This window comes from Corynebacterium sp. HMSC064E07 (assembly GCF_001815745.1).
Classification (GTDB): Bacteria; Actinomycetota; Actinomycetes; order Mycobacteriales; family Mycobacteriaceae; genus Corynebacterium; species Corynebacterium jeikeium_D.
In genome coordinates, this window is record NZ_KV821813.1 from 76,154 (window position 1) to 102,055 (window position 25,902).

Below are 25,902 nucleotides of genomic sequence, written 5' to 3' on the forward strand. Positions count from 1 at the left end.
CCTACTTTCCGGCCGGGGCCACGGTGTCAAGGTTGGACAAGAAGTTGTCAATCGTCGACGAGTTACGAACGTCGTCGGAAAGCTGCTCGCCCAGAAGGCGCTCAGCGAGATTGATGGAGTTCTGGCCCATTTCCTTACGCAGCTCTGCGACTACCTGCTCACGCTGGGCAGCGAGCTGCTTCTCACCGGACTCGATGATTCGTGCGCTCTCGTCATTAGCCTTGGTCGTAGCGTCTGCAATGATGCGCTGACCCTGTGCACGGGCTTCGTCGCGAATCTTTGCTGCTTCAGTACGGGCCTCTGCGAGCTGACTGTTGTACTTTTCCAGAGCGGCCTTGGCTTCAGCCTGTGCAGCTTCAGCGCGTTCAATGCCGCCCTCAATCCGGTCCTCCCGCTCGGTCAGGACCTCCTGGAACTTCGGAAGAACGAGCTTCCAGAAGAGAACCAGGATAACTACCAGCGGGACAACGGACCAGACGATGTCATAGGTCTTTGGCAGCAGCGGGTTAATGGACTCTCCCATCGGGAGGTCACCCGCCGCTAGCAAAAAGGTGAAATCTGTCATGGTTTACGTGTTCTCCGCTTGAAGGTCCGGACTTAGAAAACGAAGCCTGCGACCAGGCCGATCAGGGCGAGAGCCTCAGTGAAGGCGATACCCAGGAACATGGTGGTACGCAGCTGGCCGGCCATCTCAGGCTGGCGTGCCATACCCTCAACGGTCTTGCCGGCGACGATACCGATACCGAGGCCCGGGCCCAGGGTGGACAGACCGTAACCGATGGTCTTCAGGCCAGCGTTGGTGTCGACAGCCTGGACAGCGTCCTGGGCGGAGAGGATGACGTCGTTCATTATGAACCGTTCCCTTTCTTAAAGGATGGCCCCGGATTAAAGATTGTTCTAAGTAGGCCCGGGGCTTTTGTGGGTCAAGTGGGTCTTGCTATTAAATTTGCGAGGCCTTGTTGCCGAAGTTGCGGCCTCATTAGTTATGGGTTAGTGCTCGTCTGCGTGCAGCGACAGTTCGATGTAGACGGCGCTCAGCAGGGCAAAGATGTATGCCTGCAGGAAAATCACCAGCATCTCGAACAGCGTGAATGCTACCGCAGCGACAAGGGTCAACCCGGACAGGGCGGTCCAACCATTCAGCTGCCAGAAGAAGAAGTTCGTGGCACCGAAAAGCAGGACTAGAACCATGTGGCCCGCCAGCATGTTGGCCATCAGACGGATGGTCAGCGTAACTGGGCGGAGAACGAAGTTGGAGAAAATCTCGATCGGCACCACGATGAGGTGGAGTACCGGTGGCAAGTTCGGAATAACGACTGCCGACTTCACAAACTTGAAGAAGCCCATCTTCTTCGAGCCCGCGTAAATGAAGGCAACGTATGCGAACAGGGCCAGAACCAGTGGCATACCGATTCGGGCGTTCGGCGAAATATTGAGGCCAGGAATAATAGCCGCAATATTCATCGAGATAACAAGGAAGAAGATGGTGGCCAGAACCGGAAGGAAACGACGCCCCTCCTTCTTACCCAGAATCTCCTCCGCGATGTGGATGCGGACGAAGTCCAGCATCAACTCCGCAACGTTCTGCAGACCAGTCGGCACGAGCTTCGGACGACGCATTGCGACGACGAAGAACACGGCGACGATCACGGCCATCAAAAGACGAACAATCATCAGGCGGTCCATGGCGTACCAGTCGCCACTGCCACCTAAAATGAAGTCGCCAAATTGTTCACCCGGGAAATACTCCTCCTGCAAGTTGGGTGAGTGAAACTCACCCCGCATCTCGGCAAGTGTTGTAACGCTCAGCGTTCTCTCCCGTGATTGGGCCGCTAGAACTATTGTCAAGCGGTGCGAAGGACGTCATTTAACGTGTCGCGCCGCGGATTCCATTCGCTCATCAGCACGGCGCTCACGGGGACCGTACCTGTGGAAATGATAGTTATTTCGCTACAGGCCGTCTTACCCGAAACTCAGGATAACAGTTCTGACTCATTTTCCCCACCCGGTACACCCCCGCGTTTCCGACCCCGAAACCAACAAAGAGGCCGACCCCCGCTGTGGGTTTCGGCCTCTATTTGTGGCATCTTCTGCACAAACTGGACAATATGCTTATTACCTGCGGTTTTAGAGGCGCATTGCAGCCTCTCAGCAGGTCAACAAGTTATTAACGAGCTATTCGTCCTTCATTGGTTGCACATAAGTGAGGTTAGATTGCGACATTCCCCACACTTCTGCACCCAGCGTCACCATCAGCGTGAGTACAACAGTGACGAAGAAAGTCATGTTGTCATAAAACTCAAGATTTCTAATAACAACCAGGACACCGATCAATACGACAATCTTCAACAACCAGCCACCCAGTACAACGGCAAGCGTGACGGACGGCGAAGTTCGAGCAGTAAAGAGGATGCCTAGAACGGTAAGCAATACGAAGCTTCCGCTAATGCCCGCACCAAGGAGTACGCCCCAGACACCGGGCATACCGTTTTTGCCACCCCAGACCAGCAGCGAAAGCACGGTAATCACAGCGAGCGCGATTGCGCCCGAGCGAGCAGCAGCCAGCAGCGGTCGCCGCGAATCGTCGTATTTAGACTCGGGCTCCGGAGTTGTTTTTTCAGTCACGGTCGAAGATTGTACCTTCTGCGTCCACGTCGACGTCTTATAACCTGCCGGACCCCACTTCCACTTCTGGGACGCGCTCCCGTTGAACGGTCGTCGGCAAGCGCATTGCGACGGCGGAGGGTGAAGACAACCGCGATGATAAGCAGGATCCCGAAGGTGAGAGCGACAAATTCAAAGGGGAAAATGGTGGTGGCAACGGCGGCGTACGCGACGACCGACACCCATAGGTAAAGCACTAGCACCACGCGGCGATGACTGTGTCCCATCGACAGGAGGCGGTGGTGAATATGCATTTTGTCGGGTGAGAAGGGTGACTTGCCCTGGCTGACGCGGCGAACGACAGCAAGCAGCAAGTCGAGCATTGGCACGCTAATTGCTGCGATGACGACCACAACCGGCGAGATTAGAGCGATGACGTCAGCGGTGCCGTACATGGAGGGCGCGATGCGTCCCGACGCCGACACCGATGCCGCTGCGAGCAGCAAGCCGATCATCATGGCACCGGAATCGCCCATGAAAATGCGTGCGGGCTCGAAGTTGTGCGGCAAGAAGCCCAGGCAAGCGCCGAGGAGGCACGCGGAAATCATCGCGGGTGGATAGGCAGACACGGTTCCGCCTTGGTCGTGAAGCATGACCATCGAATAGACAAGGATTGCAGCTGCGGCGATCATGCCGAGTCCAGCTGCGAGACCATCGATGCCGTCAACAAAGTTGAAGGCGTTAATCAATGCCACAGTAAATAGGACAGTCAAGACTGTGGACATGATTGGATCGAGAATGAGCGTGGCGCCGCCACTGAACGGGATATAGAGCAGATACCAATTGACGCCCATAAATGACATCAAAAGTGCCGCCGCGACCTGCCCCACCAACTTCGTGAGGGCATCTAAGTCAAAGAGGTCATCCCAAATACCGACGATTAGCAAGAGCGACGCGGCCGCCACAACTGCCCTCATATCTGGAGTCATGGGCGGAAAACCACGGTTGAGAGCCGGCATCACCGAGGCAAGGGCGATAGCTGCGACCACCCCGGAGTACATCGCCACGCCTCCGAGCCTGGGCTTCGGAATATCGTGGACATCGCGCGTGCGGGGCGCATCCAACCAGCCCGAGCGGACCAGCACATAACGCACCACTCCAGTGAGCAAATAACTGACAGCAGCGGAAACTAAAACGAGCATGGCGAGCTCGCGGATGGGCACACCTGCCCCACCCGACTGGGCTGCCAATAAGCTCATGTCCGCCACTAGGTACTACTCACCCACACAATCGCTGCAGATACTAAACAGGAAAAGCCTTAGGTAGACAAGACTACTGCCCCAGCAGTCGCTCGGGCGTAGTACTCAAAACCTCGGCAACCGCCGCTGCTGACACAGCGCCTTCGCGCAGAATCCGCGGCACTGGAGTCGAGATATCGACAATCGTCGATGGGGTGCCAATCGTGGCTTCGCCGCCGTCGACGTAGACAGCCGCTTCCCCACCCAACATCTGCTTGGCACGCACGGCATTGGTGGCCGGTGCCTGGCCGGAGATGTTCGCACTGGACACGGCCATCGGACCGGTGCGGCGCAGAATCTCGATAGCAATTGGGTGCAGCGGCATGCGCAGCATGACCGTACCCGCGGTATCACCAAGGTTCCACGGCAAGCTCGGCGCCTGGTTCACAACCAGCGACAGTCCGCCCGGCCAGAAAGCCTCCACCAGCGTGCGAGCAGCTGGCGAGTATTCGCGGACGAGCCCCTCAATCGTGTTCCAGGAACCCACGAGCACCGGTACCGGCATATCCGGGCCGCGGTGCTTGGCACGCAGCAAGGAGGCAACGGCCTGGTTATCAAAGGCATCGCAGCCAAGGCCGTAGACGGTATCGGTAGGCATAACGACCAGCCGTCCTGCCTTCACTGCATCTACTGCTGCTGCAATTGCGCGTTCGCGGTTTTCATCTGTGCTGCAGTCCATAATCCTGCTCATCAGATTTGTGCTCCTGCTTCAAAGTTTGCTTTTAAGATCAATTTTTGCGTCCCACCGTAAAACGGTCACGGCCCGCAAAGTCACGGTGGACCTCTACATCAGCGTAATCCCAGGTGTCCTTTAGCAGTGAACTGACATCGTCTCCTGAAGAGTCATCGTGCTCGATGCCGATGACTCCACCCGGCCGCACCAGCGCATCCACTAGGTTCATCATAGGTCGAATGACATCTAGCCCATCGTCGCCGCCGAAGACCGCAGAGTGCGGATCAGCTCTCACTTCGGGGTCAACTTCGGTGTCTTCGGGCACATATGGAGGGTTGGACACAACAATGTCGGTCTCGCCTACCCATTCTGCGAGCTCAGCGCCATCATCAATCAGCTGAACATCCGTGACATCGCCAGCAATCAGACGCACACGCCCATCGCCGTACGTCTCGATATTCTTCGCAGCCCACGCCCGTGCCCGCTCAGAGAGCTCCACAGCCACCACGTCCGCTTCGGGTACGGCATCGGCGATCGCCAACGCCAACGCACCGGATCCAGTACACAAGTCAACGATTTTCGGCTTGACGACGCCACTTGCGACCAGTTCACGGGCTCGATCGATTGCCCACTGCGCGAGCAGTTCCGTCTCCGGCCGGGGTACAAAAACACCGGGCCCGACCTGTAGTTCCAGGCTCATCATCGGCGCCGTACCGAGGATGTGCTGCAGTGGCTCACGAGCCACTCTGCGGGCCAGTATCTCGGCCAGATACTTGCGACCGTCCTCATCGGTGTACGGTTCGTCTCCGCGGAAGATAATGTCTGCCGATCCCGCATCGACTGCGGCTGCAAATAGCGCCCGTGCGTCGGCATCCGGAGAAGCCAGCGCCGCGTCGTCAAGCGTGCGACGCGCATAGCGAAACAGCTCGCCGAGAGTACGGACGGAATCCGGTAACGTCGGCGAGCTATTTTCTGCGGGCGTGGGGCTACTCGGCTTCAAGACGCTCAGCGCGCTCCGCGTCGTGGAGGGCCTTGAGCAGGTCATCCATGTCGCCGCCCAGCACCGAGTCCAGGTTGTGAGCCTTGTAACCGATGCGGTGATCGGAAACGCGGTTCTCCGGGAAGTTGTAAGTGCGGATGCGCTCGGAGCGATCCATGTTGCGCACCTGAGACTTACGCTGGTCAGAGGCAGCCTCGGCGATCTCCTCTTCCTTCATCTGCTGCAGTCGAGCAGCAAGGACCTGCATAGCGCGGGCCTTGTTCTGAATCTGCGAGCGTTCCTTCTGACAGGTAACAACGAGACCAGTCGGAAGGTGCGTCAGGCGAACGGCGGAGTCAGTCGTGTTAACACCCTGACCGCCCTTACCGGAGGAGCGGTAGACGTCGACACGCAGATCCTTTTCATCAATCTGGATGTCTTCGACCTCGTCGGGCTCCGGGTAGACCAGCACACCAGCGGCGGACGTTTGAATACGGCCCTGAGATTCGGTAACCGGCACGCGCTGCACGCGGTGGACGCCACCTTCAAACTTGAACACGCTCCACGCACCGTCGCGGGACGGAGTCTTGGCTCGGATGGACATAGTCATGTCCTTCACGCCGCCGAGATCAGACTCGGACAGACCGAGAATCTCGGTGGTAAAGCCGTGCTTTTCTGCATAGCGCTGGTACATGCGAGCGAGCTCACCTGCGAAGAGCGCAGCCTCCTCACCGCCGGCACCGGACTTGAGCTCCATAACGATGTCATCGCTGTCGTGCGGATCGCGCGGAGCCAGCAGGTCGGCGAGCTTCTCCTCGAGTTCCTCTGCCTCGGCAGCGAGACGCTCAGCCTCAGCTGCGAACTCGGAGTCCTCGTATGCCATCTCGCGAGCTGCCTCCAGGTCATCCTGGACCTCAGTCAGCTTCTTGTGAGTCTGAATGACCGGCTGCAGCTCATTGAAGCGCTTGCCGACCTTACGGGCAGCCTTCGGGTCGTTGTGCAGCTCGGGGTCAGCCAGCTGCGCCTCGAGCCCGTGGTATTCGGAGAGGATGTCGTCAACTGCGGAAACCTGATTAGCCATTGAATATTCCTTCAGATTGTGATGGGTGAAATGCTGGTTGGTGCTGTGGTTTGCGGCTAACCCCAGCTAAAGCATGTCGTCCACATCAACGTCGGCGGCCATTGGTGCAGAAGAAGCCACCTGCATCAGGAATTCCTTGTTATTCCGGGTCTTCTTCAGCTGCTTAATCAACAGGTCAATAGCAGCCTGCGACTCCAGCGCGGAGAGGATGCGGCGCAGCTTGTGCATAATGCGAGCCTCCTCCGTGCTGAGCAGTAGCTCATCCTTACGAGTACCCGACGGGTTGACATCCACTGCCGGGAACACGCGGCGCTCGGAGATTTTACGGTCGAGCTTCAGCTCGGCGTTACCGGTGCCCTTGAACTCCTCGAAGATAACAGTGTCGCCTGCGGAACCGGTCTCCACCATCGCGGTGGCGATGATGGTGAGGCTGCCGCCTTCTTCGATGTTTCGGGCAGCACCCAAGAAGCGCTTCGGCGGGTACAGAGCGTTGGAGTCCACACCACCGGAGAGGATTCGTCCCGATGCCGGCGAAGAGTTGTTGTACGCACGGCCAAGGCGGGTAATGGAGTCCAGCAGTACGACGACGTCCTGCCCCTGTTCCACCAGACGCTTTGCACGCTCAATAGCCAACTCGGCCACTGCCGTGTGATCTGACGGCGGGCGGTCGAAGGTAGAAGCAATAACCTCGCCACGGACACTGCGCTGCATGTCGGTGACTTCCTCCGGGCGCTCGTCGACAAGCACGACCATCATGTAGCACTCGGGGTTGTTCGTCGCGATAGCGTTCGCAATGTTCTGCAGGATCGTGGTCTTACCGGCCTTCGGCGGCGAAACGATGAGCGCACGCTGACCCTTACCAATCGGCATAATCAGGTCGATGACGCGAGTGGTGAGAATCTTCTGCTCGGTCTCCAGGCGCAGGCGACGGTTCGGGTACAGCGGGGTGAGCTTAGCGAAGTTCGGCCGCTGCTTTGCCTGCTCCGGATCGATGCCGTTTACAGTTTCGACCTTGACCAGCGGGTTGTACTTGCGGCGATTACGGCCGTTGCCATGAGTGACCTGGCCCGAGCCATTCTCACGCGGCATGCGGACCTGACCAGTGACGGCGTCGCCCTTGCGCAGACCGTATTTACGAACCATTTGCGCGGACACCAGCACATCGTTAGAGCCCGGCAGGTATCCGGACGTGCGCACGAATGCGGTCTTGTTATCTAGCACATCGACGATGCCAGCCACCGGCTGGAGAACGTCATCCTCGCGGATCTCGTCCTGACCGCCGTGTCCCCCACCGTTGTTATCGCGTCCGCGACGGTCGCGGCGATTGCGACGGTTGCGGCGGTTACGGTTGCCACGACCGTCATCGTCATGGTTATTGCGGTCGTTATTGCGATTGTTGTTGCGACCGCGGCGGTTGTTGCGGTTGCCGCGGCCTTCATCGTCGTTGTCTCGATCGTGGTTGTTGCGATCGTTGCGGTTATTACGGTCGTTGCGATCACCGCGGTCATTACGATCATTACGATCGTTGCGATTGTCGTTGCGATCACCGCGGTCGTTGCCGTTATCGGAATCGTCGCGGCTATCGTTGCTGCGATCGTCCTGATTCTCCTGCTCGCGCTGACGAGCACGGTTACGACGATTTCGACGCTGCTGAGAACGGGACATCTCCTCGCGACCATCCGCGTTGGCGTCGTCTCGCTTGTCGTTGCCCTTGTCGCTCTTGTCGGCGCTCTTACTGGAACCCTTATCCGCGCTTTCCGACGGCGATTCCTTGGCATCCTTCGCCTTGGAGCCGGTATCCGCAGCCCCAGCCGCAGCCTTCTTCGCGCGAGATTTCCGAGCTGGAGCGGAACCAGCAGCCGGGGCACCATTCTTAATGGCCTCAATCAGCTCATGCTTGCGCATGGCGGAGATGCCGCGAATGCCCTTGCTGGAAGCGATTTCACGCAGTTCTGCCATTCGGAGGGCCGCAAGATTCTCTGGGCCGCCTGCCGTGGCAGTGGTGTCCGTATCGGTCACGGATGTCCTTTCATCGACCTTCCCTGCAGTCACTCTCTACAGGGGGCTATGTCATTGACACTTTTTCGCTCTTACTGCCCGCCACCGCGTGTGCTCCGTCGTCGAACCTTTACCACGTGCGGAAAAGTAGCCGCAGCTGACGGGAAACTATCGAAAAAGCCAGGCAAAAGACCTCGACGTTGAAACTAAACCGAGGCATCTTGCCTACATTATTTCCGCATCTCAAACCCGAGCGTCCGGGCTGAAGATGGTTAGGAAATTTTAGGTCCACAGCACCGCAAGACTATGTAGTCGCACTACTGATTTATGTGTTTTCAATGTCACGTTGCGCCATCGCGTTGTGTGAACAACTGCGAAGGTCAACGGCATGCGGAGTACATGAAGAAGTACGTATCTAGCCGCGTATTGAAAACGACCTATTGCCCAAGGATAGTCACCAAATAGTCAGGTAGCAACACTAGTTCTCACCTGCGTTTCGCTAGGTCGCGGGGCTGTGAGTCGGTACTGTAGAGCTCATGCGCAGTACGATGCCTCATATTCCTCTCAATATCGCTCAGATTGTGGAATACGGTCGCACCATTCACGGTCGGACTCCGGTGACCTCCTGGAACAGTGACGGCCCCGAGACCACCACTTTTGCCGCCATCGCCGCACGCGCTAGTGCGCTGGCACATGCACTTCGCGATGAGCTCGGCATCGACGGGGATCAGCGCATCGCTACCCTGATGTACAACTGCGCCGAACACTTCGAGGTCTTCCTCGGCGTCGCCTCCATGGGCGCGGTATTCCAGCCGCTGAACAAGCAGCTCATGCCGGATCAGATTGTGCACATTATCAATCACGCCGATGACCAGGTCATCATCGCGGACCCGACCGAGATCGAACTACTCGCCGAGGTTCTTCCGCACTGCCCGCGCGTCCGCGCTGTCATCATTATCGGTATCGGTGATCTGTCTGACGTGGCTGAGCAACTGCCGGATGGTATCCCGTGGTACTCCTACGAATCGCTCATCGACGGACGCCCCAGCCGCTTCGACTGGCCTGAGCTCGATGAAAACTCCGGTGCAGCCATGTGCTATTCGACGGGCACCGAGGGCGCACCTAAAGGTGTCGTCTACAGCCACCGTTCGCTGTACTTGCACAGCCTGAATATGCGCACCACTGACTCCTTTGCCATCTCGCATGGAAACCCGTGGCTTTGCTGTGTGCCCATTTATCACGTCCTGTCCTGGGGCGTGCCGCTGGCCTCCTTCATGTGCGGGGCGTCGCTAATCTTCCCCGGCGCGGACCTGTCCGCACCGCGTCTGGCAGAAATCATCGAAACCTCAATGCCGCGCGTAGCTCAGGGCGTGCCGACGCTGTGGATTAACCTCATGGCACACTACCTCAGCAATCCTCCGAAGCGCATGAGTCTGCAGGAGATTTTCTCGGGCGGTTCTCCTGTCCCACCTGCATTGATTCGGCTATGGGAAGAGCGCTACGGTGTCGATGTCATCCACTTCTGGGGCATGACCGAGACTTCGCCTATCGGTACCGTGGCACGACCTCCGTACGGCGCCTCCGGTGAGGCCCGCGAACGCTACCGTGTCAGCCAAGGACGTTTCCCGGACATCATGCAGTTCCGCATTGTTGATGACAACGACCGCGTGCTCGACCTGCATGACCGCAACCAGGGTGAGCTGCAGGTGCGCGGCAACACGGTCACCGGAGGCTACTACAGCTCTCCGGAGGCTCAAGATGGAGGCACCGCGCACTTCTTCCGCGGTGCGGAGGTCGACGAGGCTAGCGAACAGTTCACCGAGGACGGGTGGCTCCGCACTGGCGATGTCGGCTCGATTACTCACGACGGCTACCTGACTATTCATGACCGTGCTCGCGATGTCATTCGTTCCGGTGGTGAGTGGATCTACTCCGCTCAGCTGGAAAACTTCGTAATGGAAAGCCCACAGGTACTCGAGTGCGCGATTATCGGCATGCCAGATAAAAAGTGGGGTGAGCGCCCACTGGCCATTACGGTGCTGATGCCGGAAGTTGAACAGAGCAAGGAGACCGCTGAAATGCTCCGCGATGAACTGCGGCCAAAGCTGCCAAAGTGGATGCTGCCGGAGTACTGGGCCTTCGTGGACTCAATCGATAAGACCTCAGTGGGCAAGTTCGACAAGAAAGACCTGCGCTCGCACTTGAGCGCAGGTCAGTACAGCATCGTGAAACTGAAGGGGCCGGGCGAAAAGTAGGTAGCAGGCTAAGCCACTGGCCCGGCACCTGGCCGCAGCTGCGGCTTAGCCGTCGACCACGACCTTAACCGGCTCACCGATTCCCAGCTCCATGACCTTGATGCCAGCCTCGCGGGCATCGTCCAAGATCTTCTCATCTACTGCAGTAGTTCCCAGAACCATACAGGTCGGACCAGCACCCGAGAGGAATGCCGCGTAGCCACGGTTGCGCAGGCGGTTGACCCACTCTGCGGTCACCGGCAGCACGTCGGAGCGGTACGGCTGGTGCAGGCGATCTCGCGTTCCCTCCCACAGCAGTTCCGGGTGGGACTGCAGCGCTGCGGTCATAACCGCAGTACGAGAGACATTGAAACGAGCGTCGACATGCGAAACATCGCTCGGCAGCACCTGACGAACTGCATTCGTGGAGGCGTGGAATGCCGGTACGAGTGCGGTCGCCTGAATGGACTCATGCACCGGAATGCTCACTGCTCGGTACTGGGGCGCGGTGCGACCATCGACAGGCTTGTCGGTCCAGCTGACCACTGCCCCGCCGAGGACGGATGCACCAGCGTTATCCGGGTGGCCTTCGAATACCGAGGATTCTTGGATTACCTGGTCGTCGGTAAGCGGGAAGCCCGCCAGACCGTTAGCGGCAGCGACACCAGCAACGGCGGCGGCTGCGGAAGAGCCTAGACCGCGCGACTGCGGAATGGTGTTGTGGCAAATAACCTTCAGCCCCGGTGCCTCGACACCTGCGGCGCGAAGGCCCGCGCGAATCGCGCGCAAAACCAGATTAGATTCGTTGCGCGGCAGGTCGACTTCGCCCTCGCCGTGAATTTCAACGACGACACCGGACTCGATGACCTCGACCTCGACGATGTCGTAGAGCGCAACTGCCAACCCCAGGGTGTCGAAGCCCGGGCCCAAGTTCGCTGACGAACCTGCAACCGTGACGGTGACCTTCTGACCCGGGAAAAGCTCCTGTGCCATTTAGATATCCATTCCTTCGATACGAATGACGTTGTTGACGGCCAAAACCGCGTCGTTGGCGCGCAATTCGTCGACCGTTGCTTCCAAATCCTTCTCCAGTGCCTTGTGGGTCACGATGACCAGGCGAGCGCCGTTGGCGCCCTCTTCCTGGCGGACGGTGCGCAGGGAGATGTTGTGATCAGAGAAGGTACGAGCGACATCGGCAAGCACTCCGACACGATCGTCGACGTGCAGGTCGATGTGGTAGCGGGTGCGAACGTCACCGAAGTCGAGAATCGGCAGGTTAGCGTAGGTGGAATCTCCCGGTGCGCGACCACCGTGGACAATGTTGCGAGCAGCTGCAACGAGGTCACCGAGCACTGCGGAGGCGGTCGGATTACCACCAGCGCCGTTGCCGTAGAACATCAGGCGACCAGCGGCCTCGGCCTCAATGAAGACAGCGTTGAAAGACTCACGCACAGTTGCCAGCGGGTGACGACGTGGAATCAGCGCTGGGTACACGCGGGCGGAAATGGACTCCTTGCCATTTTCGTCCGTAACCCGCTCACAGGTAGCCAGCAGCTTAATGGTGCAGTCTGCGCTCTTGGCGGCTGCGATGTCGTCAGCGGTGATCTCGGTAATACCCTCGCAGTGAACATCATCAGCAGTCACGCGGGTGTGGAATGCCAGGCTGGCCAGAATAGCTGCCTTGGAAGCGGCATCGTGGCCCTCGACGTCTGCAGTCGGGTCGGCCTCGGCGTAACCCAGGCGGGTGGCCTCTGCCAGCATCTCGTCGTAGTCCGCACCAGTGGAGTCCATCGCATCAAGGATGAAGTTGGTAGTGCCGTTGACAATACCCATGACCTTATTGACAGTGTCACCGGCCAGCGAACGGCGCAGCGGCCCGACGACCGGGATAGCTGCAGCCACAGCTGCCTCAAAGAACAGGTCGACACCCGAGGAATCGGCAGCCTCAGAGAGCTCCTCGCCGTGAGCGGCGACGAGTGCCTTGTTGGCGGTCACGACCGACTTGCCGGCACGCAGTGCCTCCAGCACAACGCGACGTGGGTAATCAATGCCGCCGATGACCTCGACTACCAGGTCAACGTCATCGCGCTGAACCAGCGAAAAAGCATCATCGGTAAGAAGATCCTGATCCACATTCGGACGCGGCTTGGTCTTGTCGCTCACAGCAATACCAACGACCTCGACCGGGCCGCCGATGCGGCGCTCGAAGTCCTCAGCCTTCTCGTTGAGCAGGCGGTAAACCTCAGTACCGACTGTGCCAAGACCTAAAATAGCGACACCAACTTTGTGGCCCTCGCCCTTTCCAGGATTATTCGTTGCGGCAGTCATCGTGGCGTTTCACACTCCAGGCTTAGTAAGTCTTGTACGGTTTCTCGTCTTAATATTTGGGTCACTTGACCATCGCATACCGACACTACTGGTGGTCGCGTCAGCATGTTGTAGCGGCTGGCCATTGCGTAACAGTATGCCCCAGTAGCAGCGAGCGCGAACAGATCACCCTCGACAATGTCGTTCGGGTAGTTCGCATCGTTAATCAGAATGTCTCCCGATTCACAGTGCTTTCCGACGACGCGGGTGGGAATCCTGGAACCGGACACCTCGCGATTAACAACGCGACCATCATAGTTCGAGCCGTAAAGCGCCGGACGAATATTGTCGCTCATGCCGCCATCGACCGATACGTAACGACGGGTCATGCCGTCATCGATGGTCACATCCTTCAAAGTGCCCACTTCGTACACCGTGACCATGGACGGGCCAACGATGGCACGACCTGGTTCAACAGCCACTGCCGGAGTCGCAATGCCGATATGCTGCGCAAGCTTGTCCACAGCAGTGAGGATCTCGTCGGCAAGCGGAGCAACGTCGAGGGGCTGCTCGCCTGCGGTGTAGGCGATTCCGAAACCGCCACCGAGGTCGAGGGTGTTGAAGTGTTCCGAGATTTCAGTGCCGTGACGTTCGACCAGCTTTTCCACCAGTGAGAACACGCGCTCGGCGGCGAGAATGAAACCGTCGGAATCGACAATCTGGGAGCCGATGTGGCAGTGCAGACCAACTAGGCGCAGATTGTCGTCCTCTTCTACGAGGTTGGCAGCTTCCAGCGCCGAACCGGACGCGAGGGAAAAGCCGAACTTTTGATCTTCATGCGCAGTAGCAATGAACTCGTGGGTGTGCGCTTCCACACCGGGCTTCACGCGAACGAGCACGTCCTGCACCACGCCTGCTTCAGCCGCTACCTCGGACAGGCGACGTAGCTCCGAACGGGAGTCAAGCACAATCTTGCCCACGCCGGCGGAGATAGCATCACGCAGCTCAGCGGTGGACTTGTTGTTGCCGTGGAAGGTCATGTCCTTGGCTGGGAATCCCGCAGCCAGAGCGATAGCCATCTCGTTGCCCGAGGCGACATCGAGATGCAGCCCCTCCTCCATTACCCAGCGGGCGATGGTCTTCGACAGGAAAGCCTTGGATGCGTAGTGGACATTCTCCGCGCCGCGGAAGGCCTTGGCCATCGAGCGGCAGCGGGAGCGGAAGTCCTGCTCATCGACGACAAAAACCGGAGTGCCAAATTCCTTGGCAATGTCGACCAGGCTCACGCCGCCAATTTCCACCGAGCCGGGGTTATCTTCGTCATCGCCCCGACGACGGGCGGTAGTTGGCCAGACATGCGCTGGTAGTTCATTAAATTGGGTGGAATCGGGTCGAGTGTAGCCACCCAGTTCGAAACCATTGCCGTCGATAGGCACGAAACAGCTCTCTTTCTCCGTTACCCGGGCGGAGCAACGGGGTGTAGTTTTACGGGCGCGTTCGACTACATGCGCTCAGGTGCGGTAACACCGAGCAGCTGCAGAGCATTGGCCAGCGTCTGGCGGGTAGCCTCAGCCAGGCCGAGACGAGCACGGTGTAGCTCAGATACCTCTTCGTCTGCCTTTGGCAGAATCTGGCAGGTGTCGTAGAAGCGGTGGAAGACACCGGCGAGCTGCTCAGAGTAACGGGCAATGCGGTGTGGTTCCCGCAGGTCAGCAGCAGACTTGATGATGGCCGGGAACTCACCGATAGTGCGGATGAGCTCACCTTCACGGTCCTCTACCAGCAGGGAGAAGTCAGCGCCTTCGCTGGTCACACCGGCCTCTTCGGCACGGCGGCCGATTGAGCACAAACGAGCGTGGCCGTACTGGACGTAGTAGACCGGGTTGTCGCTGGACTGCGAAGCCCACAGCCCCAGGTCGATATCCAGGCTGGAGTCCACAGAGGAACGGATTAGCGAGTAGCGAGCAGCATCGACGCCGATTGCCTCAACCAGGTCGTCCAAGGTGACCACTGTGCCCGCACGCTTCGACATCCGGACAGCCTTGCCGTCGCGAAGCAAGTTGACCATCTGACCGATGAGCACCTCGACGCCATCGGCGTTGTAGCCGAGCGCTGCAGCGGCCGCGCGCAGACGCGCGATGTAGCCGTGGTGATCGGCACCCAGCATGTAGATGCACAGGTTGTGGCCGCGGTCGAACTTGTTCTTAACGTATGCGATGTCACCTGCGATGTAGGCTGCGTCGCCGTCGGACTTGATGACCACGCGGTCCTTGTCGTCACCGTAATCGGTGGACTTCAGCCACCATGCGCCGTCAGCTTCGTAGAGCTTGCCGTTTTCCTTCAGGGAATTGACAGCTGCTTCTACCTGACCGGACTCGAACAGCGAGTTTTCGTGGAAGTAAACGTCGAAATCGGTGCCGAACTCGTGCAGAGACTTCTTGATGTGCTCGAACATCATGTCCACGCCGATGGCGCGGAAGTGCTCCTGGACCTCTTCCTCAGAGCCCTCGAGTGCCTGCGGGTTCTTCTCCAGCACAGCAGCGGCGATGTCCTGGATGTACTCTCCGCCGTAGCCATCTTCCGGAGTCGGCTCGTTGCGAGCGGCTGCAACCAAGGAGTCGGAGAAGCGGTCAATCTGGCGACCGTGGTCATTGAAGTAGTACTCGCGAGTGACCTTGGCACCGGTGGCGGACAGGACACGACCGAGAGCGTCACCGACTGCTGCCCAGCGAGTACCGCCCAGGTGGATCGGCCCGGTCGGATTCGCGGAGACGAACTCCAGGTTCACGTCGAGGTTGGAGTTGAAGTCGGCATGACCCCACTTCTCCCCCGCTGCCAGGACGTCCTCGACGATCTTGCCCTGGGCATCGGAGGCCAGGCGGATGTTAATAAAGCCCGGGCCTGCGATGGTTGCTTCATCGATGCCCTCAGAAGCGCCGAGCGCTGTGGCAATTTCAGTTGCCAAGTCACGCGGCACCATGCCGACGCGCTTGCCCAGCTGCATGGCGATATTGGTTGCATAGTCGCCGTGCTCAGGGTTACGCGGACGCTCGACGGTCGGGTTTTCCGGCACGATAGAGACATCGGCATCGTGGGCAGTCAAAACCTCGACGGTGACTTTTCGGACTAGTACAGCAAGATCAGCAGGATTCACGATTGCCTATCCTATTAGGTCAATCGCAGTCGTGGAAACATCAGCCACCAAAAGATTGATTTGAGGGGTATCTGCAGGCCACCGCGTCCGGCTGTCCTACACCGCTTTCACGGTCCAGCCGAATTCAGGTTGAGAACAGATTTAATCCGGGGCTAGGCGTAGCATTCAGGTAGGAAATTATTGCCTTACCCCTCAACCCTTTTTGGAGCGACCGTGAAAGTAGCACTTTTCGCGACCTGCATCGGGGACATGATGTTTCCAGATGCAGTGAGTGCGACCGCCAGAGTTCTCACGCGCCTAGGATGCGATGTGGTCTTTCCACCACAACAAACCTGCTGCGGCCAAATGCACGTCAACACCGGGTACCAAAAGGAAGTCCTTCCTCAGCTGGACACCTACGCTGATGCTTTTGCAGATTCCTCGATTGACTACGTTGTCGCCCCGTCCGGTTCCTGCGCCGGCGCCGTTCGCCACCAGCATCCGATGATCGCGGGCCGCTACGGTACCCGTGCCCAAGTCCACGCGGCACAGGCCTGCGCGAACAAGACGCTGGATCTCTCCGAGTTCATCACCGATGTCGCTGGCGTGACTGACGTCGGTGCTTACTTCCCCCACTCAGTGACCTACCACTCCACCTGCCACAGCTTGCGGGTACTCAAGGTGGGCGACCGTCCGTGGCGGCTGCTCAGCGCAGTCGATGGAATCGATCTGCGCGAGCTGCCCGGCGCGGCGGAGTGCTGCGGTTTTGGCGGCACCTTCTCGGTGAAGAATGCGGAGACCTCCGCTGCAATGGTTGCCGACAAGACAGCCAATATCCGCGCTACGGAAGCGGAGTTCGTCACCGCTGGCGATGCTTCCTGCTTGCTCAATATCGGTGGCGCGTTGCGTCGCCAGGACTCTGGCGTGCACGCCATCCATATGGCCGAGATTCTGGCCTCCACCAAGGAGACCCCGTTTGATGTGCACAACCGCCAAGAGGCTTCCCTGCGAGGTGAACAGTAATGGTCGCAATTAACGTCGGCATGCCAGCCCTTCCTCCCCGCGCGCCGCACAACGTCGGGCATCTGCGCGGTACGCGCGGGTTCACGGCCGCAGCGCACGAGGAACTCAAGAACACTCGCATGCGCGAAAATGTCGGTCATGCCACGCGTTCGATTCGTCAGAAGCGCGCGCATGTCGTAGCCGAGAAGAATGACTGGGAGCAGCTGCGGCTCGCGGGCAGCCACATCAAGCGCGATGTTATGGCGCGTCTGCCGGAACTGCTGGAGCAGTTTGAAGAGTCAGTTACGAACGCCGGCGGTCACGTCCACTGGGCGCGCGATGCCGCCGAGGCAAACCGCATCATCACGGACTTGGTGAAAGAGACCGGCGAAGAAAAGGTCGTCAAGATTAAGTCGATGGCCACACAGGAAATCGGCTTGAACGAAGCACTTGCCGACGCCGGCATCACCGCCCGCGAAACCGACCTGGCGGAACTCATCGTTCAGCTTGCCGACGACATGCCGAGCCACATCCTGGTTCCTGCTATCCACCGCAATCGCGAGGATATCCGCGAGATCTTCCTCAATGGAATCCCAGGAGTCGACCCGGACCTGAAAGCCAATCCGGCCGATCTCGCCGAGGCATCCCGTAAGTTCCTGCGCGAGCAGTTTATGGAGGCCAAGGTTGCGATTTCCGGCGCCAACTTCGGTGTAGCCGAAACCGGCACGGTAGCCGTCGTCGAATCTGAGGGCAACGGCCGTATGTGTCTCACACTGCCGGAAACACTGATTTCGGTGATGGGTATTGAGAAGCTGCTTCCCACCTTCCAGGATCTGGAAGTCTTCTTGCAGCTACTGCCACGGTCGTCGACAGGCGAGCGTATGAATCCCTACACCTCTCTGTGGACGGGAACGACTGACGGCGACGGCCCGAAGAATTTCCACATTGTGTTGCTGGACAATGGGCGCTCGGCCACTCTTGCAGATCCGATTGGGCGTGAAGCGCTGAAGTGCATTCGCTGCTCGGCATGCCTGAATATCTGCCCTGTTTATGAACACGTGGGCGGGCACGCTTACGGTTCGGTCTACCCGGGCCCGATTGGTGCGATTTTGTCCCCGCAGCTCACTGGCATGGATTCCTACGATAATCCGAATGCTTCGCTGCCCTATGCGTCTTCGCTGTGCGGGGCTTGCTTTGAGGTCTGCCCGGTGCGAATTGACATCCCTGCGGCACTGCTGGAGCTGCGCCACCGTAAGGTCACGGAACACCGCCCGCCGGTGGAGGGCAAGCTGTTTGCCACGCTCGGGTTCATCATGGGCAATCAGAAGCTCTGGAATATGAGCGCAAAGATGGCCTCCCTCGCCCGCGTGCTGGGCCTCAAGGACGGCGAAATTCACGCCCTGCCGCTGTTCCTCAGCGGTTGGTCCGATGTGCGTGACACGCCGGTGCCGCCGCAGAAGCCCTTCCGCTCCGTGTGGGGTTCGGAGGATCTCTCCGCTCAGTTGGCGCGTGAATCGGCGCATCAGGTACCGACCAAGATCAATGGCCAAAGCGAAAAGGAGTCCTAGCGATGACCAACTCTGGCGCCAAAAACGACATTCTCGGCCGCATCCGCAACGCGCAGAAGATTGCCTTTGAGGGCCGCGATTTAGCCTCTGACGTGGGCATTATCACCGGCGAGCCCGGCGCGCACTTCTCCGTTCCACGCGACTATGAACGAAGCTCGGAGCTGCCCCACAAGGACATCGTTTCGCTTGCCGACGAACGCATCGCCGATTACAAAGCCGATGTGCGCCGTTGTGGCAGCTCGGCAACTGAAATCAATGACGCAGTGAAGAAGGCTATTGCGGATGTTGGGGCCTCGCTGATTGGTATCCCCGAGGGCTTGGACCGCGACTGGGTTGCGGGGCTTGGCTCTGGCGAGACTGCTGAAGGGGCGACCGAAATCCGCGTCGATACCGGTTTCAACGCCCGCGAACTGGACGAACTCGATGCCATTGTCACCAGCTCTGCGGTTACCTGCGCGGAGACCGGCACCATTTTCCTGGACGGCTCCGCTACCTCCGGGCGCCGAGCCCTGACCTTGGTGCCGGATAAGCATATTTGTGTCGTCCCAGCAGAAACGATTGTCTCTGGCATTCCGGAGGCCATTTCCCGCCTGCGAGAGGTTGACCCCACGGCTCCAATCACTATGATTTCCGGGCCTTCTGCGACCTCGGATATCGAGCTTTCCCGCGTCGAAGGTGTCCACGGCCCGCGCACCTTGATTGTGATTATTGCTGGGTAGGGGCGAATACTCCCTGTTATCGCCCTGGCCAGTACCTTTTGACTGACACGAATAGCATCACCGCTACCGCCACGATTGTCACCGCAGCGGTAGCGCCAACATGGTGCCGCGGCACATTTGATGCAACTACCAGCACAATAACCAGCGCAAGGACTGCAGCCCAACCTTGTCGCGCCCTTTTATCCCATTTGAAGGCATTGTCCTCCCAGTCCGGGTCAAAGACCCCTTCCCTATTGCGGTAATCAAAAACGAACTGAACCGCGATTAGTAGCAACACACCGGGAAAAATCCACTTAGTTGTCAATCCCGCCCATGCAATGACTCCGATTAAGAACCCGAAAATGGCAGCATAGATAACTGCTTGTCCCCATACTGCACTAGGGCTTTTGGGTCTTTTCAGCGCAACTTCGGTTTCCGTCATAGATTCCAGGCTAAACCTCAAATCGAAGCTCCACAGCGGTTTCAACCAAACCTCGGAATATTGACATGACAACAATGCGTTATGGAAAATGGAACAACCTAGCTAAAGGAGCCTTCCATGAGCGCAATCATTCAAAAGTTCTCAGTAGCCGACAACCCACAGCTCCCCGGCATGGATCCCTTCCTGTTCGCGGTCCACCATTACGACCTATACCCGCAGGCCAAGGGCACAACCATGACACCAGATGCCTCGCTGCTCGGCCGTAATATCGGCATGGACTTTTCCGGCAAGGACGGCTGGTCCATGTACCACGGCACAACCGTCCCCGGCTTCCCCTCCCACCCACACCGCGGCTTTGAAACTATCTCGATTGTCGAGGAAGGTTACGTCGACCACACCGACTCCGAAGGTGCACAGGCTCGTTACGGCGACGGCGACACGCAGTGGCTGACCACCGGCGCAGGCACTGCGCATGCTGAAATGTTCCCGCTTCTGCATAACGACGGCCCCAATCCTCACCACATGTTTCAGATTTGGCTGAACCTGCCGCCCGAAGGCAAGGAGGCAAAGCCGCACTTCCAGATGTTCTGGGCAGAAGACACTCCGCATGTCACCGGCACTGATGACAATGGCCACGGCTACGACGTAAAGGTCATCGCGGGCGCATTCGGCGATACTCAGCCGCTTGCTCCGCCACCGGAATCCTGGGCCGCTGCACCAGATTCCGATGTAGCCGTGTGGGTGCTGCGCCTGCAGCCGGGCGCACAGCTAACGTTGCCACCAACCAATTATGCCGAGACAATTCGGACTCTCTACTCTCTACGCGGCAGCCTCACTATCGAGGGCGAAACGCTGGTGCAAGAGGGCGCAGTGCTACGCTCAACCGAGGCACTGGACATTTCTGCAGGTGACGAGGGGGCCTTCGCGCTCATCCTCCAAGGCCGACCAATTGGCGCTCCCGTGTATCAGCATGGCCCGTTTGTCGCGAATAGCCGCGAAGAGCTCGTTGAGGCATTCGATGCCTACCAGCGTGGCGAGTTCGGCGCATGGCGGTTTGATTCCAACGATCCGGTTGCACCCTTTGAAGAGGGGCGCTTTGCCCGCTATCCGGACGGTACGGTTCGTCGCCCGGTCAATTAACCGGGATCCCCCGACGGGCTGCACATGTGAAACTGTGTGAGTTTATGACACTTTCAGGCCATTTTTTGGGTCATTTTTGTCATAAACGCAGTCAGTAACTCGGATTGGTCCGCTTCCGCCAGGTACACCCGAAACAAAAATCCCTCAAGCAACCAGGCGAATCTAATCGAACCTAACCGCTTAAGGGATAAGACGTGCCCCCGAGAGGAGTCGAACCTCCGACCTTCGGTACCGGAAACCGGCGCTCTATCCACTGAGCTACGGGGGCGTGTGGCACAAGCACAACAAGTGCAACGAGAAAAGATGTTACCACTTGGCTGGGGCGATTAGCGAAATGCCCCGCACCCCAGCCAAATCCGCACTATGCGGCCTCAGAAACCTGGTCTTCCTCAATAGGACACACCACAGGAACGCCTCCATCATTAAGCACGCGGGCTCGAATTCCATAGACGCGGGCCAAAAGATCCGGTGTGAGAACGTCAGCAGGACTCCCCTGGGCAACCACGTGGCCGTCGTGAAGCATGACAAGCTCATCGCAGTAGCGGGCTGCGAGATTGAGATCGTGGATTGCCACGAGCGCCAAGGAGCTCCGTGAGGCGACTTCCGCGCGGACGAGCTGTAGGAGTTCCACCTGGTGGCGCAGGTCGAGGGCGGAGGTGGGTTCGTCGAGAAGCATGACCTCGGGATCGCGGACAAACATCTGCGCGACGGCGACGAGCTGACGCTGACCGCCGGAGAGCTCGCCGACGAAGCGGTCGGCAAGGTGCTCAATACCAACCTTCCGGAGAACCGCCGCAGTATGCTCAATCTCGGAGCCGCGCACGCGCAGACGCCCGGCGCGCCGGCCAGAGACCAGTACCGATTCGAATGCGGTCAGCGAGGCACTTGCTGGCAAATCCTGGGGCACGTAGCCGACGACATCGCGCAGTTCGGAGCCGACGACCCGCTCATTGTCACGGGTCAGTGCAATCTCCCCGGCCATTGGCTTTCGAATCCCCGCCAGGGTGGTCATCAGTGTGGACTTACCCGCAGCGTTTGGCCCGAGCAAACCCGTCACCGTACCCGGCTTCAGCGTGCGCATCGACGCCCCGCGCAGCACCTTCCGCTTACCATAGCCTGCAGCTACTTCGTTGACATCGAGAAATACGCCCATTAGTTCCACACCGTCCTCTTACGCAGGAAAACCAAACCGACAAAGAATGGGACACCGACGATTGCGGTAATGATGCCAATCGGCACTGCCACACCCGGCACCACCGTGATGGATACCGCATGAGCTGCCGCAAGCAGCGCCGCGCCTGCCGCCATCGATGCCGGGGCAAAGAAGCGCTGTTCTTCACCGACCAGCATGCGCGCAATGTGTGGACCGACCAGTCCGATGAAGCCGATGATGCCGGCAAAGGCCACTGCGGTTGCCGCCAGCAGCGAGGCTACAATCAGCGTCGCAATGCGCAGCCTATCCACATTGATGCCCACGGCTTTTGCGCGGGCATCGCCAAGCCGCAACACCGTCAGCGCCCACGCATAGCGAATGGTGAACGGAATGGCGATCAGCAGCGCCGCCGCAATAATGCCGTTGGCCACCCAGTTCGCGCGCTGTAGCGAGCCCATCGTCCAGAACACAATCTGCTGGAGCGCCTCGGTAGTCGCGCGGTATTGCAACAGCGCCAACAGCGCTTGGAATAGAAACACCAGACCAATACCCAGCAGAATCATCGATTCCTTACCCGAGCCGCGCCATACCGACGCCGCCGCCACAATCGCCACCGCGATGACGGATGATACCCAGGCCACGGCCGCCAGGTTGAACTGCGCATGCGGAATAATCACCCAGCCCAGCACAATCGATGCCGCCCCACCGAACGCCGCTGCAGCCGAAATACCGAGGGTAAACGGCTCCGCCAGTGGGTTGTCGAGGATTGTCTGCATCTGTGCACCGGCAAGCGACAGCGCTGCACCAATCAGCACTGCCATCACTGATGCAGGAAGGCGCAGCTTCCACAGCACCGTACGAGTGGTTTCATCAACGTCATTCGGGCTCACGATACCCCGCACGACATCCCCCACACTCAGTGACATCGGCCCCACGATCGTCGCTACTACAAACGCGCACACGGCCAGCCCCACCAGCACCGCAATAACGGCAATCTTCCGGGCGGAGCGTCGTCGGTACTGTCGCGCAGAGTCGTAGGTCGTGCTTGACGACGGACACTCGTGCTGTTCGGTGGCGGGCTGCGACTCTTGACCGCCACTGTCGTTGGTGGAGGTGGGCTCGCGGGGTTCGTCGTCAAGCCCTGACGCGGGAGCGTGCAGATTGGTGTAAGTCATCGGATTCCTTCTTCGATGGTGGAAGATGGGTTACTTGGTCGGCTCCAGCGCGGCGAAGAAGGTGCCGCTGAGTTCGAAGGGTAGGTAGTCCTTGTGGAACTTGGCGAAGTCAGCGACTGGGTCGAGGTCAGCGAACTCTTCGGGGTGAATCCACTTGGCGAATTGCTCGAGGGCGAAGACGTTGTACGGCGAGTCGTAGAACTGGTGGAAGGCGGCGTACAGGTCCCCCTTCTTCGGCGCGGTCAGGGTGTCAAAACCCGGAGTCTTCAGCAGGCCTTCCAGAGTGCGCTGTGCGGTCTCTGGGGTGGCGGTGTAGCCGAGTTCGACGTGTGGCAGCACTTCCGGCTTCTTCGGATCGAGCGCCCAAGAACCACCGGTGGCGATGATCTTCTCCGGCTGGACGGACAGGACCTTCTCTGCGGTCACGTCGCCCGATTCGGTGTCGAGGAGGCTGTCTCCGAGGTTCTCACCGCCGGCTGCTGTGACAAGGTCACCGAGGTTGGACTTGTTGACGGTCGAGCAGCAATCCTTGAGACCGGCTGCTCGCCAGACGAAGGTCTTTGGCTTGTCTTCGAGCTTGGCGGCACGTTCGGTGATCTCGTTGACGCGCTTTGTGTAGAAGTCGGTGAACTTCTTGGCATTGTCCTGCTCATCGACGATCTGGCCGAGGAGCTCGACGGACTTGGCGGTATTCTCCAGGGGCTTTTGCCGGAAGTCGGTGAATACGTACTTCAGACCTGCCTGATCGAGCTTGGTGAGGAAACCGGACTGCTCCGCGGCCTTCTTGTGGTCAAGGGTCATGACGACCACGTCTGGGTCGTGGGAGATGAGGTTTTCAACTGTGACATCGCCCTTGGCGATATTGCCGATGGTCGGCATATCCTTCAGCTCGGGGTTCGTCTCGAAAAGCTTGGTTTCAAACGACGGTGCGCCCGAATGCAAATCGCTGCCCATGGCGACAACGTGGTCACCCGGGTTTTCTTGGTCAAGCATCGCGGTGACAAACATGGCGCGGCCTTCACCGAGCACGACTCGTTCTGGCTGCTTGTCGAAGGTCACAGTGCGACCTGCGACATCAGTGACAGTGAGTTCTCCTTTGTTGTCGGCAGCCTCGTTCGACTCTGCGTCCGCACCGCATGCTGTAGCGACGAAGCTCAGCGCTGCACACCCGATTGCGGCCAGAGTTTTGGTCTTTGGCGCGGTTTTAGCCTTGGCGAAAATATTGACTCTCATGCGTTTCAGTTTCTGCCTTGTTTATTTCTGCGTAATTTTTGGTACTTAGGGTGCACAAAGAGAAGTGAACAGTCACCCCTTTGCTTTAGGCACGCCTTACCTTACAGCTTGAAACGTAGAGAAAAAAGCGCCCTGCTAGTGGTTGTTTTACTAGCAGGGCGTGGAAGTCTTACTTCCTTTCGAGAACCGACTGGAAGCACCTCAGCATCACTTCGCGGTCTTCATTAGCAAGTGGTGAAATAACTTCCTGGCGAACAGTGTCTACATAATCCGGCGCCGCCTCGGCAAACACGTGCCGACCAACGCCTGTTAAGACGACGACATAATCCGAGTCCGGGTCTTCGCCGTGGTCTTCGGTGTGAATAAATCCGCGCTTTTCCAACCTGTTGGTATGCAGCAGCGCGCGGGGATGGTTCCACTTCAGTCGATCACAAATCTTGTCAACGTGCAGAATCCCATCCTCTACCTCATGCAGAGCGATGAGCAGGGTAAAGTCCGCGAACGTCAGCCCGGTTCGAGTGCGTAGGCTTCGCTCGATATTGCGCTCTACCTCGCGAAAAGCAGCTACCATCGACTGCCAAAAGAGCTGTTCATCATCACTCAGCCATTCAAATGAGTTCATACTGCTCTAGGCTAATGGTGAGAGCCTCGTAGCGGAGACAAATGAGAAAACACTCACAAAAAACTTCTGGCTACTCTGCTTTTCCATCGACTGAATCGGTAACCGTAGCATTGGCGGTCTCTGCAATCTTATCGAGCACAGCGGAAATCCCCTGATAGTCGATATTTTCACCGAGCACATCAAACAAAACATGGCGCACAAGCTTCACATGGTTCGGCGCCGCCTTCTCAATCACGGTTCGACCGTGTTCAGTAAGCGTGACATCAATACCACGGTTATCGCAGGCGCAGCGTTCCTTAGTTACTAGCCCGCGTCGCTCCATGCGAGTAATTTGATGCGACATTCGGCTGCGGTCCCATTCCAGGGATTCGCACAGGGTGCGCATGCGCACTACATTGTCTTCAGCCTCGGAGAGAACAACCAGAACCGAAAAATCTGCAGTGGAAATATCGAGAGAATCTTGCAGCTGAAGGTCGATTGACCTGTCAACGGCCCGTTTAGCGTTCAGAATTGAGCGCCATAACCGCTGCTCTTCATCACTTAACCACGGAACATCTTGCAT

Annotated in this window: 24 protein-coding genes and 1 tRNA gene; 5 read left to right on the top strand and 20 right to left on the bottom strand. The window is 58.6% G+C overall.

The genetic code is table 11. The features are described from left to right. Position 1: 1 nt before the first annotated feature. The 9 genes from HMPREF3053_RS04825 to rho form a co-directional block, all read right to left on the bottom strand. Positions 2–565: a F0F1 ATP synthase subunit B gene (locus tag HMPREF3053_RS04825; protein ID WP_005509352.1), complete on the bottom strand. Its 564-nt coding sequence runs from the start codon at positions 563–565 to the stop codon at positions 2–4. A 32-nt stretch (positions 566–597) separates the two neighbouring features. After that, a complete protein-coding gene (locus tag HMPREF3053_RS04830) occupies positions 598–849 on the bottom strand; it encodes an ATP synthase F0 subunit C (RefSeq protein WP_016422456.1) in 252 nt (83 codons plus the stop codon). A 141-nt stretch (positions 850–990) separates the two neighbouring features. Further along, a complete protein-coding gene (atpB, locus tag HMPREF3053_RS04835; protein WP_016422455.1) occupies positions 991–1,785 on the bottom strand; it encodes a F0F1 ATP synthase subunit A in 795 nt (264 codons plus the stop codon). A gap of 390 nt (positions 1,786–2,175) precedes the next feature. Next, positions 2,176–2,625: a Cg1360 family ATP-synthase-associated protein gene (locus HMPREF3053_RS04840; RefSeq protein WP_005509564.1), complete on the bottom strand. Its 450-nt coding sequence runs from the start codon at positions 2,623–2,625 to the stop codon at positions 2,176–2,178. Then, positions 2,622–3,854, bottom strand: a complete 1,233-nt coding sequence (locus HMPREF3053_RS04845) for a glycosyltransferase family 4 protein (protein WP_224783720.1) — start codon at positions 3,852–3,854, stop codon at positions 2,622–2,624. Before HMPREF3053_RS04845 ends, HMPREF3053_RS04840 begins: the two co-directional genes overlap by 4 nt. Before the next feature lie 82 nt (positions 3,855–3,936). Further along, positions 3,937–4,593 (bottom strand): L-threonylcarbamoyladenylate synthase, encoded by a 657-nt coding sequence (locus HMPREF3053_RS04850; protein ID WP_005509411.1) that lies wholly within the window; start codon positions 4,591–4,593, stop codon positions 3,937–3,939. 37 nt (positions 4,594–4,630) lie between these two features. After that, a complete protein-coding gene (prmC, locus tag HMPREF3053_RS04855) occupies positions 4,631–5,575 on the bottom strand; it encodes a peptide chain release factor N(5)-glutamine methyltransferase (protein ID WP_049172049.1) in 945 nt (314 codons plus the stop codon). Then, positions 5,562–6,635, bottom strand: a complete 1,074-nt coding sequence (gene prfA / locus HMPREF3053_RS04860; RefSeq protein ID WP_005509382.1) for a peptide chain release factor 1 — start codon at positions 6,633–6,635, stop codon at positions 5,562–5,564. Before prfA ends, prmC begins: the two co-directional genes overlap by 14 nt. A 66-nt stretch (positions 6,636–6,701) precedes the next feature. Then, positions 6,702–8,654 carry a transcription termination factor Rho gene (gene rho, locus HMPREF3053_RS04865; RefSeq protein ID WP_049172046.1) on the bottom strand — a complete coding sequence of 651 codons (1,953 nt, stop codon included), beginning with the start codon at positions 8,652–8,654 and terminating at the stop codon, positions 6,702–6,704. 515 nt (positions 8,655–9,169) lie between these two features. On the opposite strand from rho, the gene HMPREF3053_RS04870 reads away from it, so the two are divergent. Then, positions 9,170–10,888 carry a long-chain fatty-acid--CoA ligase gene (locus tag HMPREF3053_RS04870; RefSeq protein WP_049172045.1) on the top strand — a complete coding sequence of 573 codons (1,719 nt, stop codon included), beginning with the start codon at positions 9,170–9,172 and terminating at the stop codon, positions 10,886–10,888. Positions 10,889–10,933: 45 nt separating this feature from the next. Here the strand turns inward: HMPREF3053_RS04870 and thrB are convergent, their stop codons facing one another. The 4 genes from thrB to argS form a co-directional block, all read right to left on the bottom strand. Beyond that, on the bottom strand, positions 10,934–11,860 hold the full coding sequence (gene thrB / locus HMPREF3053_RS04875; RefSeq protein ID WP_049190091.1) for a homoserine kinase: 927 nt from the start codon (positions 11,858–11,860) through the stop codon (positions 10,934–10,936). Continuing rightward, positions 11,861–13,195, bottom strand: coding sequence for a homoserine dehydrogenase (locus HMPREF3053_RS04880; RefSeq protein WP_016422448.1), 1,335 nt, complete (start codon positions 13,193–13,195; stop codon positions 11,861–11,863). It abuts the gene before it with no gap. Beyond that, positions 13,192–14,610 (bottom strand): diaminopimelate decarboxylase, encoded by a 1,419-nt coding sequence (lysA, locus tag HMPREF3053_RS04885; protein ID WP_070549675.1) that lies wholly within the window; start codon positions 14,608–14,610, stop codon positions 13,192–13,194. The genes HMPREF3053_RS04880 and lysA overlap by 4 nt, the downstream gene beginning before the upstream one ends. Positions 14,611–14,675: 65 nt before the next feature. Continuing rightward, the gene (argS, locus tag HMPREF3053_RS04890; protein WP_049172039.1) at positions 14,676–16,328 is read right to left on the bottom strand and encodes an arginine--tRNA ligase; all 1,653 of its coding nucleotides are present in this window, start codon (positions 16,326–16,328) and stop codon (positions 14,676–14,678) included. 213 nt (positions 16,329–16,541) lie between these two features. On the opposite strand from argS, the gene HMPREF3053_RS04895 reads away from it, so the two are divergent. From HMPREF3053_RS04895 to HMPREF3053_RS04905, 3 genes are read left to right on the top strand one after another with little or no spacing between them, the layout of a single operon-like run. Beyond that, complete coding sequence (locus HMPREF3053_RS04895) at positions 16,542–17,330, top strand: (Fe-S)-binding protein (protein ID WP_042388597.1); 789 nt, start codon at positions 16,542–16,544, stop codon at positions 17,328–17,330. Next, complete coding sequence (locus HMPREF3053_RS04900; protein WP_070767365.1) at positions 17,330–18,877, top strand: LutB/LldF family L-lactate oxidation iron-sulfur protein; 1,548 nt, start codon at positions 17,330–17,332, stop codon at positions 18,875–18,877. Before HMPREF3053_RS04895 ends, HMPREF3053_RS04900 begins: the two co-directional genes overlap by 1 nt. Positions 18,878–18,879: 2 nt before the next feature. Further along, the gene (locus tag HMPREF3053_RS04905; RefSeq protein ID WP_016422443.1) at positions 18,880–19,596 is read left to right on the top strand and encodes a LutC/YkgG family protein; all 717 of its coding nucleotides are present in this window, start codon (positions 18,880–18,882) and stop codon (positions 19,594–19,596) included. 16 nt (positions 19,597–19,612) lie between these two features. Here the strand turns inward: HMPREF3053_RS04905 and HMPREF3053_RS04910 are convergent, their stop codons facing one another. Further along, on the bottom strand, positions 19,613–20,017 hold the full coding sequence (locus HMPREF3053_RS04910; protein WP_016422442.1) for a hypothetical protein: 405 nt from the start codon (positions 20,015–20,017) through the stop codon (positions 19,613–19,615). A gap of 117 nt (positions 20,018–20,134) precedes the next feature. Between HMPREF3053_RS04910 and HMPREF3053_RS04915 the strand changes: the two genes are divergently transcribed. Then, positions 20,135–21,157: a pirin family protein gene (locus tag HMPREF3053_RS04915; RefSeq protein ID WP_070767366.1), complete on the top strand. Its 1,023-nt coding sequence runs from the start codon at positions 20,135–20,137 to the stop codon at positions 21,155–21,157. 195 nt (positions 21,158–21,352) lie between these two features. On the opposite strand, the gene HMPREF3053_RS04920 is transcribed toward HMPREF3053_RS04915, so the two are convergent. The 6 genes from HMPREF3053_RS04920 to HMPREF3053_RS04945 form a co-directional block, all read right to left on the bottom strand. Continuing rightward, positions 21,353–21,425: transfer RNA gene (locus HMPREF3053_RS04920), tRNA-Arg, on the bottom strand. Between the two features lie 93 nt (positions 21,426–21,518). Beyond that, positions 21,519–22,310 carry an ABC transporter ATP-binding protein gene (locus HMPREF3053_RS04925; RefSeq protein WP_069358831.1) on the bottom strand — a complete coding sequence of 264 codons (792 nt, stop codon included), beginning with the start codon at positions 22,308–22,310 and terminating at the stop codon, positions 21,519–21,521. Then, positions 22,310–23,485: a FecCD family ABC transporter permease gene (locus HMPREF3053_RS04930; RefSeq protein WP_049194113.1), complete on the bottom strand. Its 1,176-nt coding sequence runs from the start codon at positions 23,483–23,485 to the stop codon at positions 22,310–22,312. Before HMPREF3053_RS04930 ends, HMPREF3053_RS04925 begins: the two co-directional genes overlap by 1 nt. A 30-nt stretch (positions 23,486–23,515) precedes the next feature. Next, positions 23,516–24,718 carry an ABC transporter substrate-binding protein gene (locus tag HMPREF3053_RS04935; protein ID WP_070767367.1) on the bottom strand — a complete coding sequence of 401 codons (1,203 nt, stop codon included), beginning with the start codon at positions 24,716–24,718 and terminating at the stop codon, positions 23,516–23,518. Positions 24,719–24,887: 169 nt separating this feature from the next. Then, complete coding sequence (locus HMPREF3053_RS04940; protein WP_070437896.1) at positions 24,888–25,340, bottom strand: MarR family winged helix-turn-helix transcriptional regulator; 453 nt, start codon at positions 25,338–25,340, stop codon at positions 24,888–24,890. 70 nt (positions 25,341–25,410) lie between these two features. Further along, a complete protein-coding gene (locus HMPREF3053_RS04945) occupies positions 25,411–25,902 on the bottom strand; it encodes a MarR family winged helix-turn-helix transcriptional regulator (RefSeq protein ID WP_070437900.1) in 492 nt (163 codons plus the stop codon).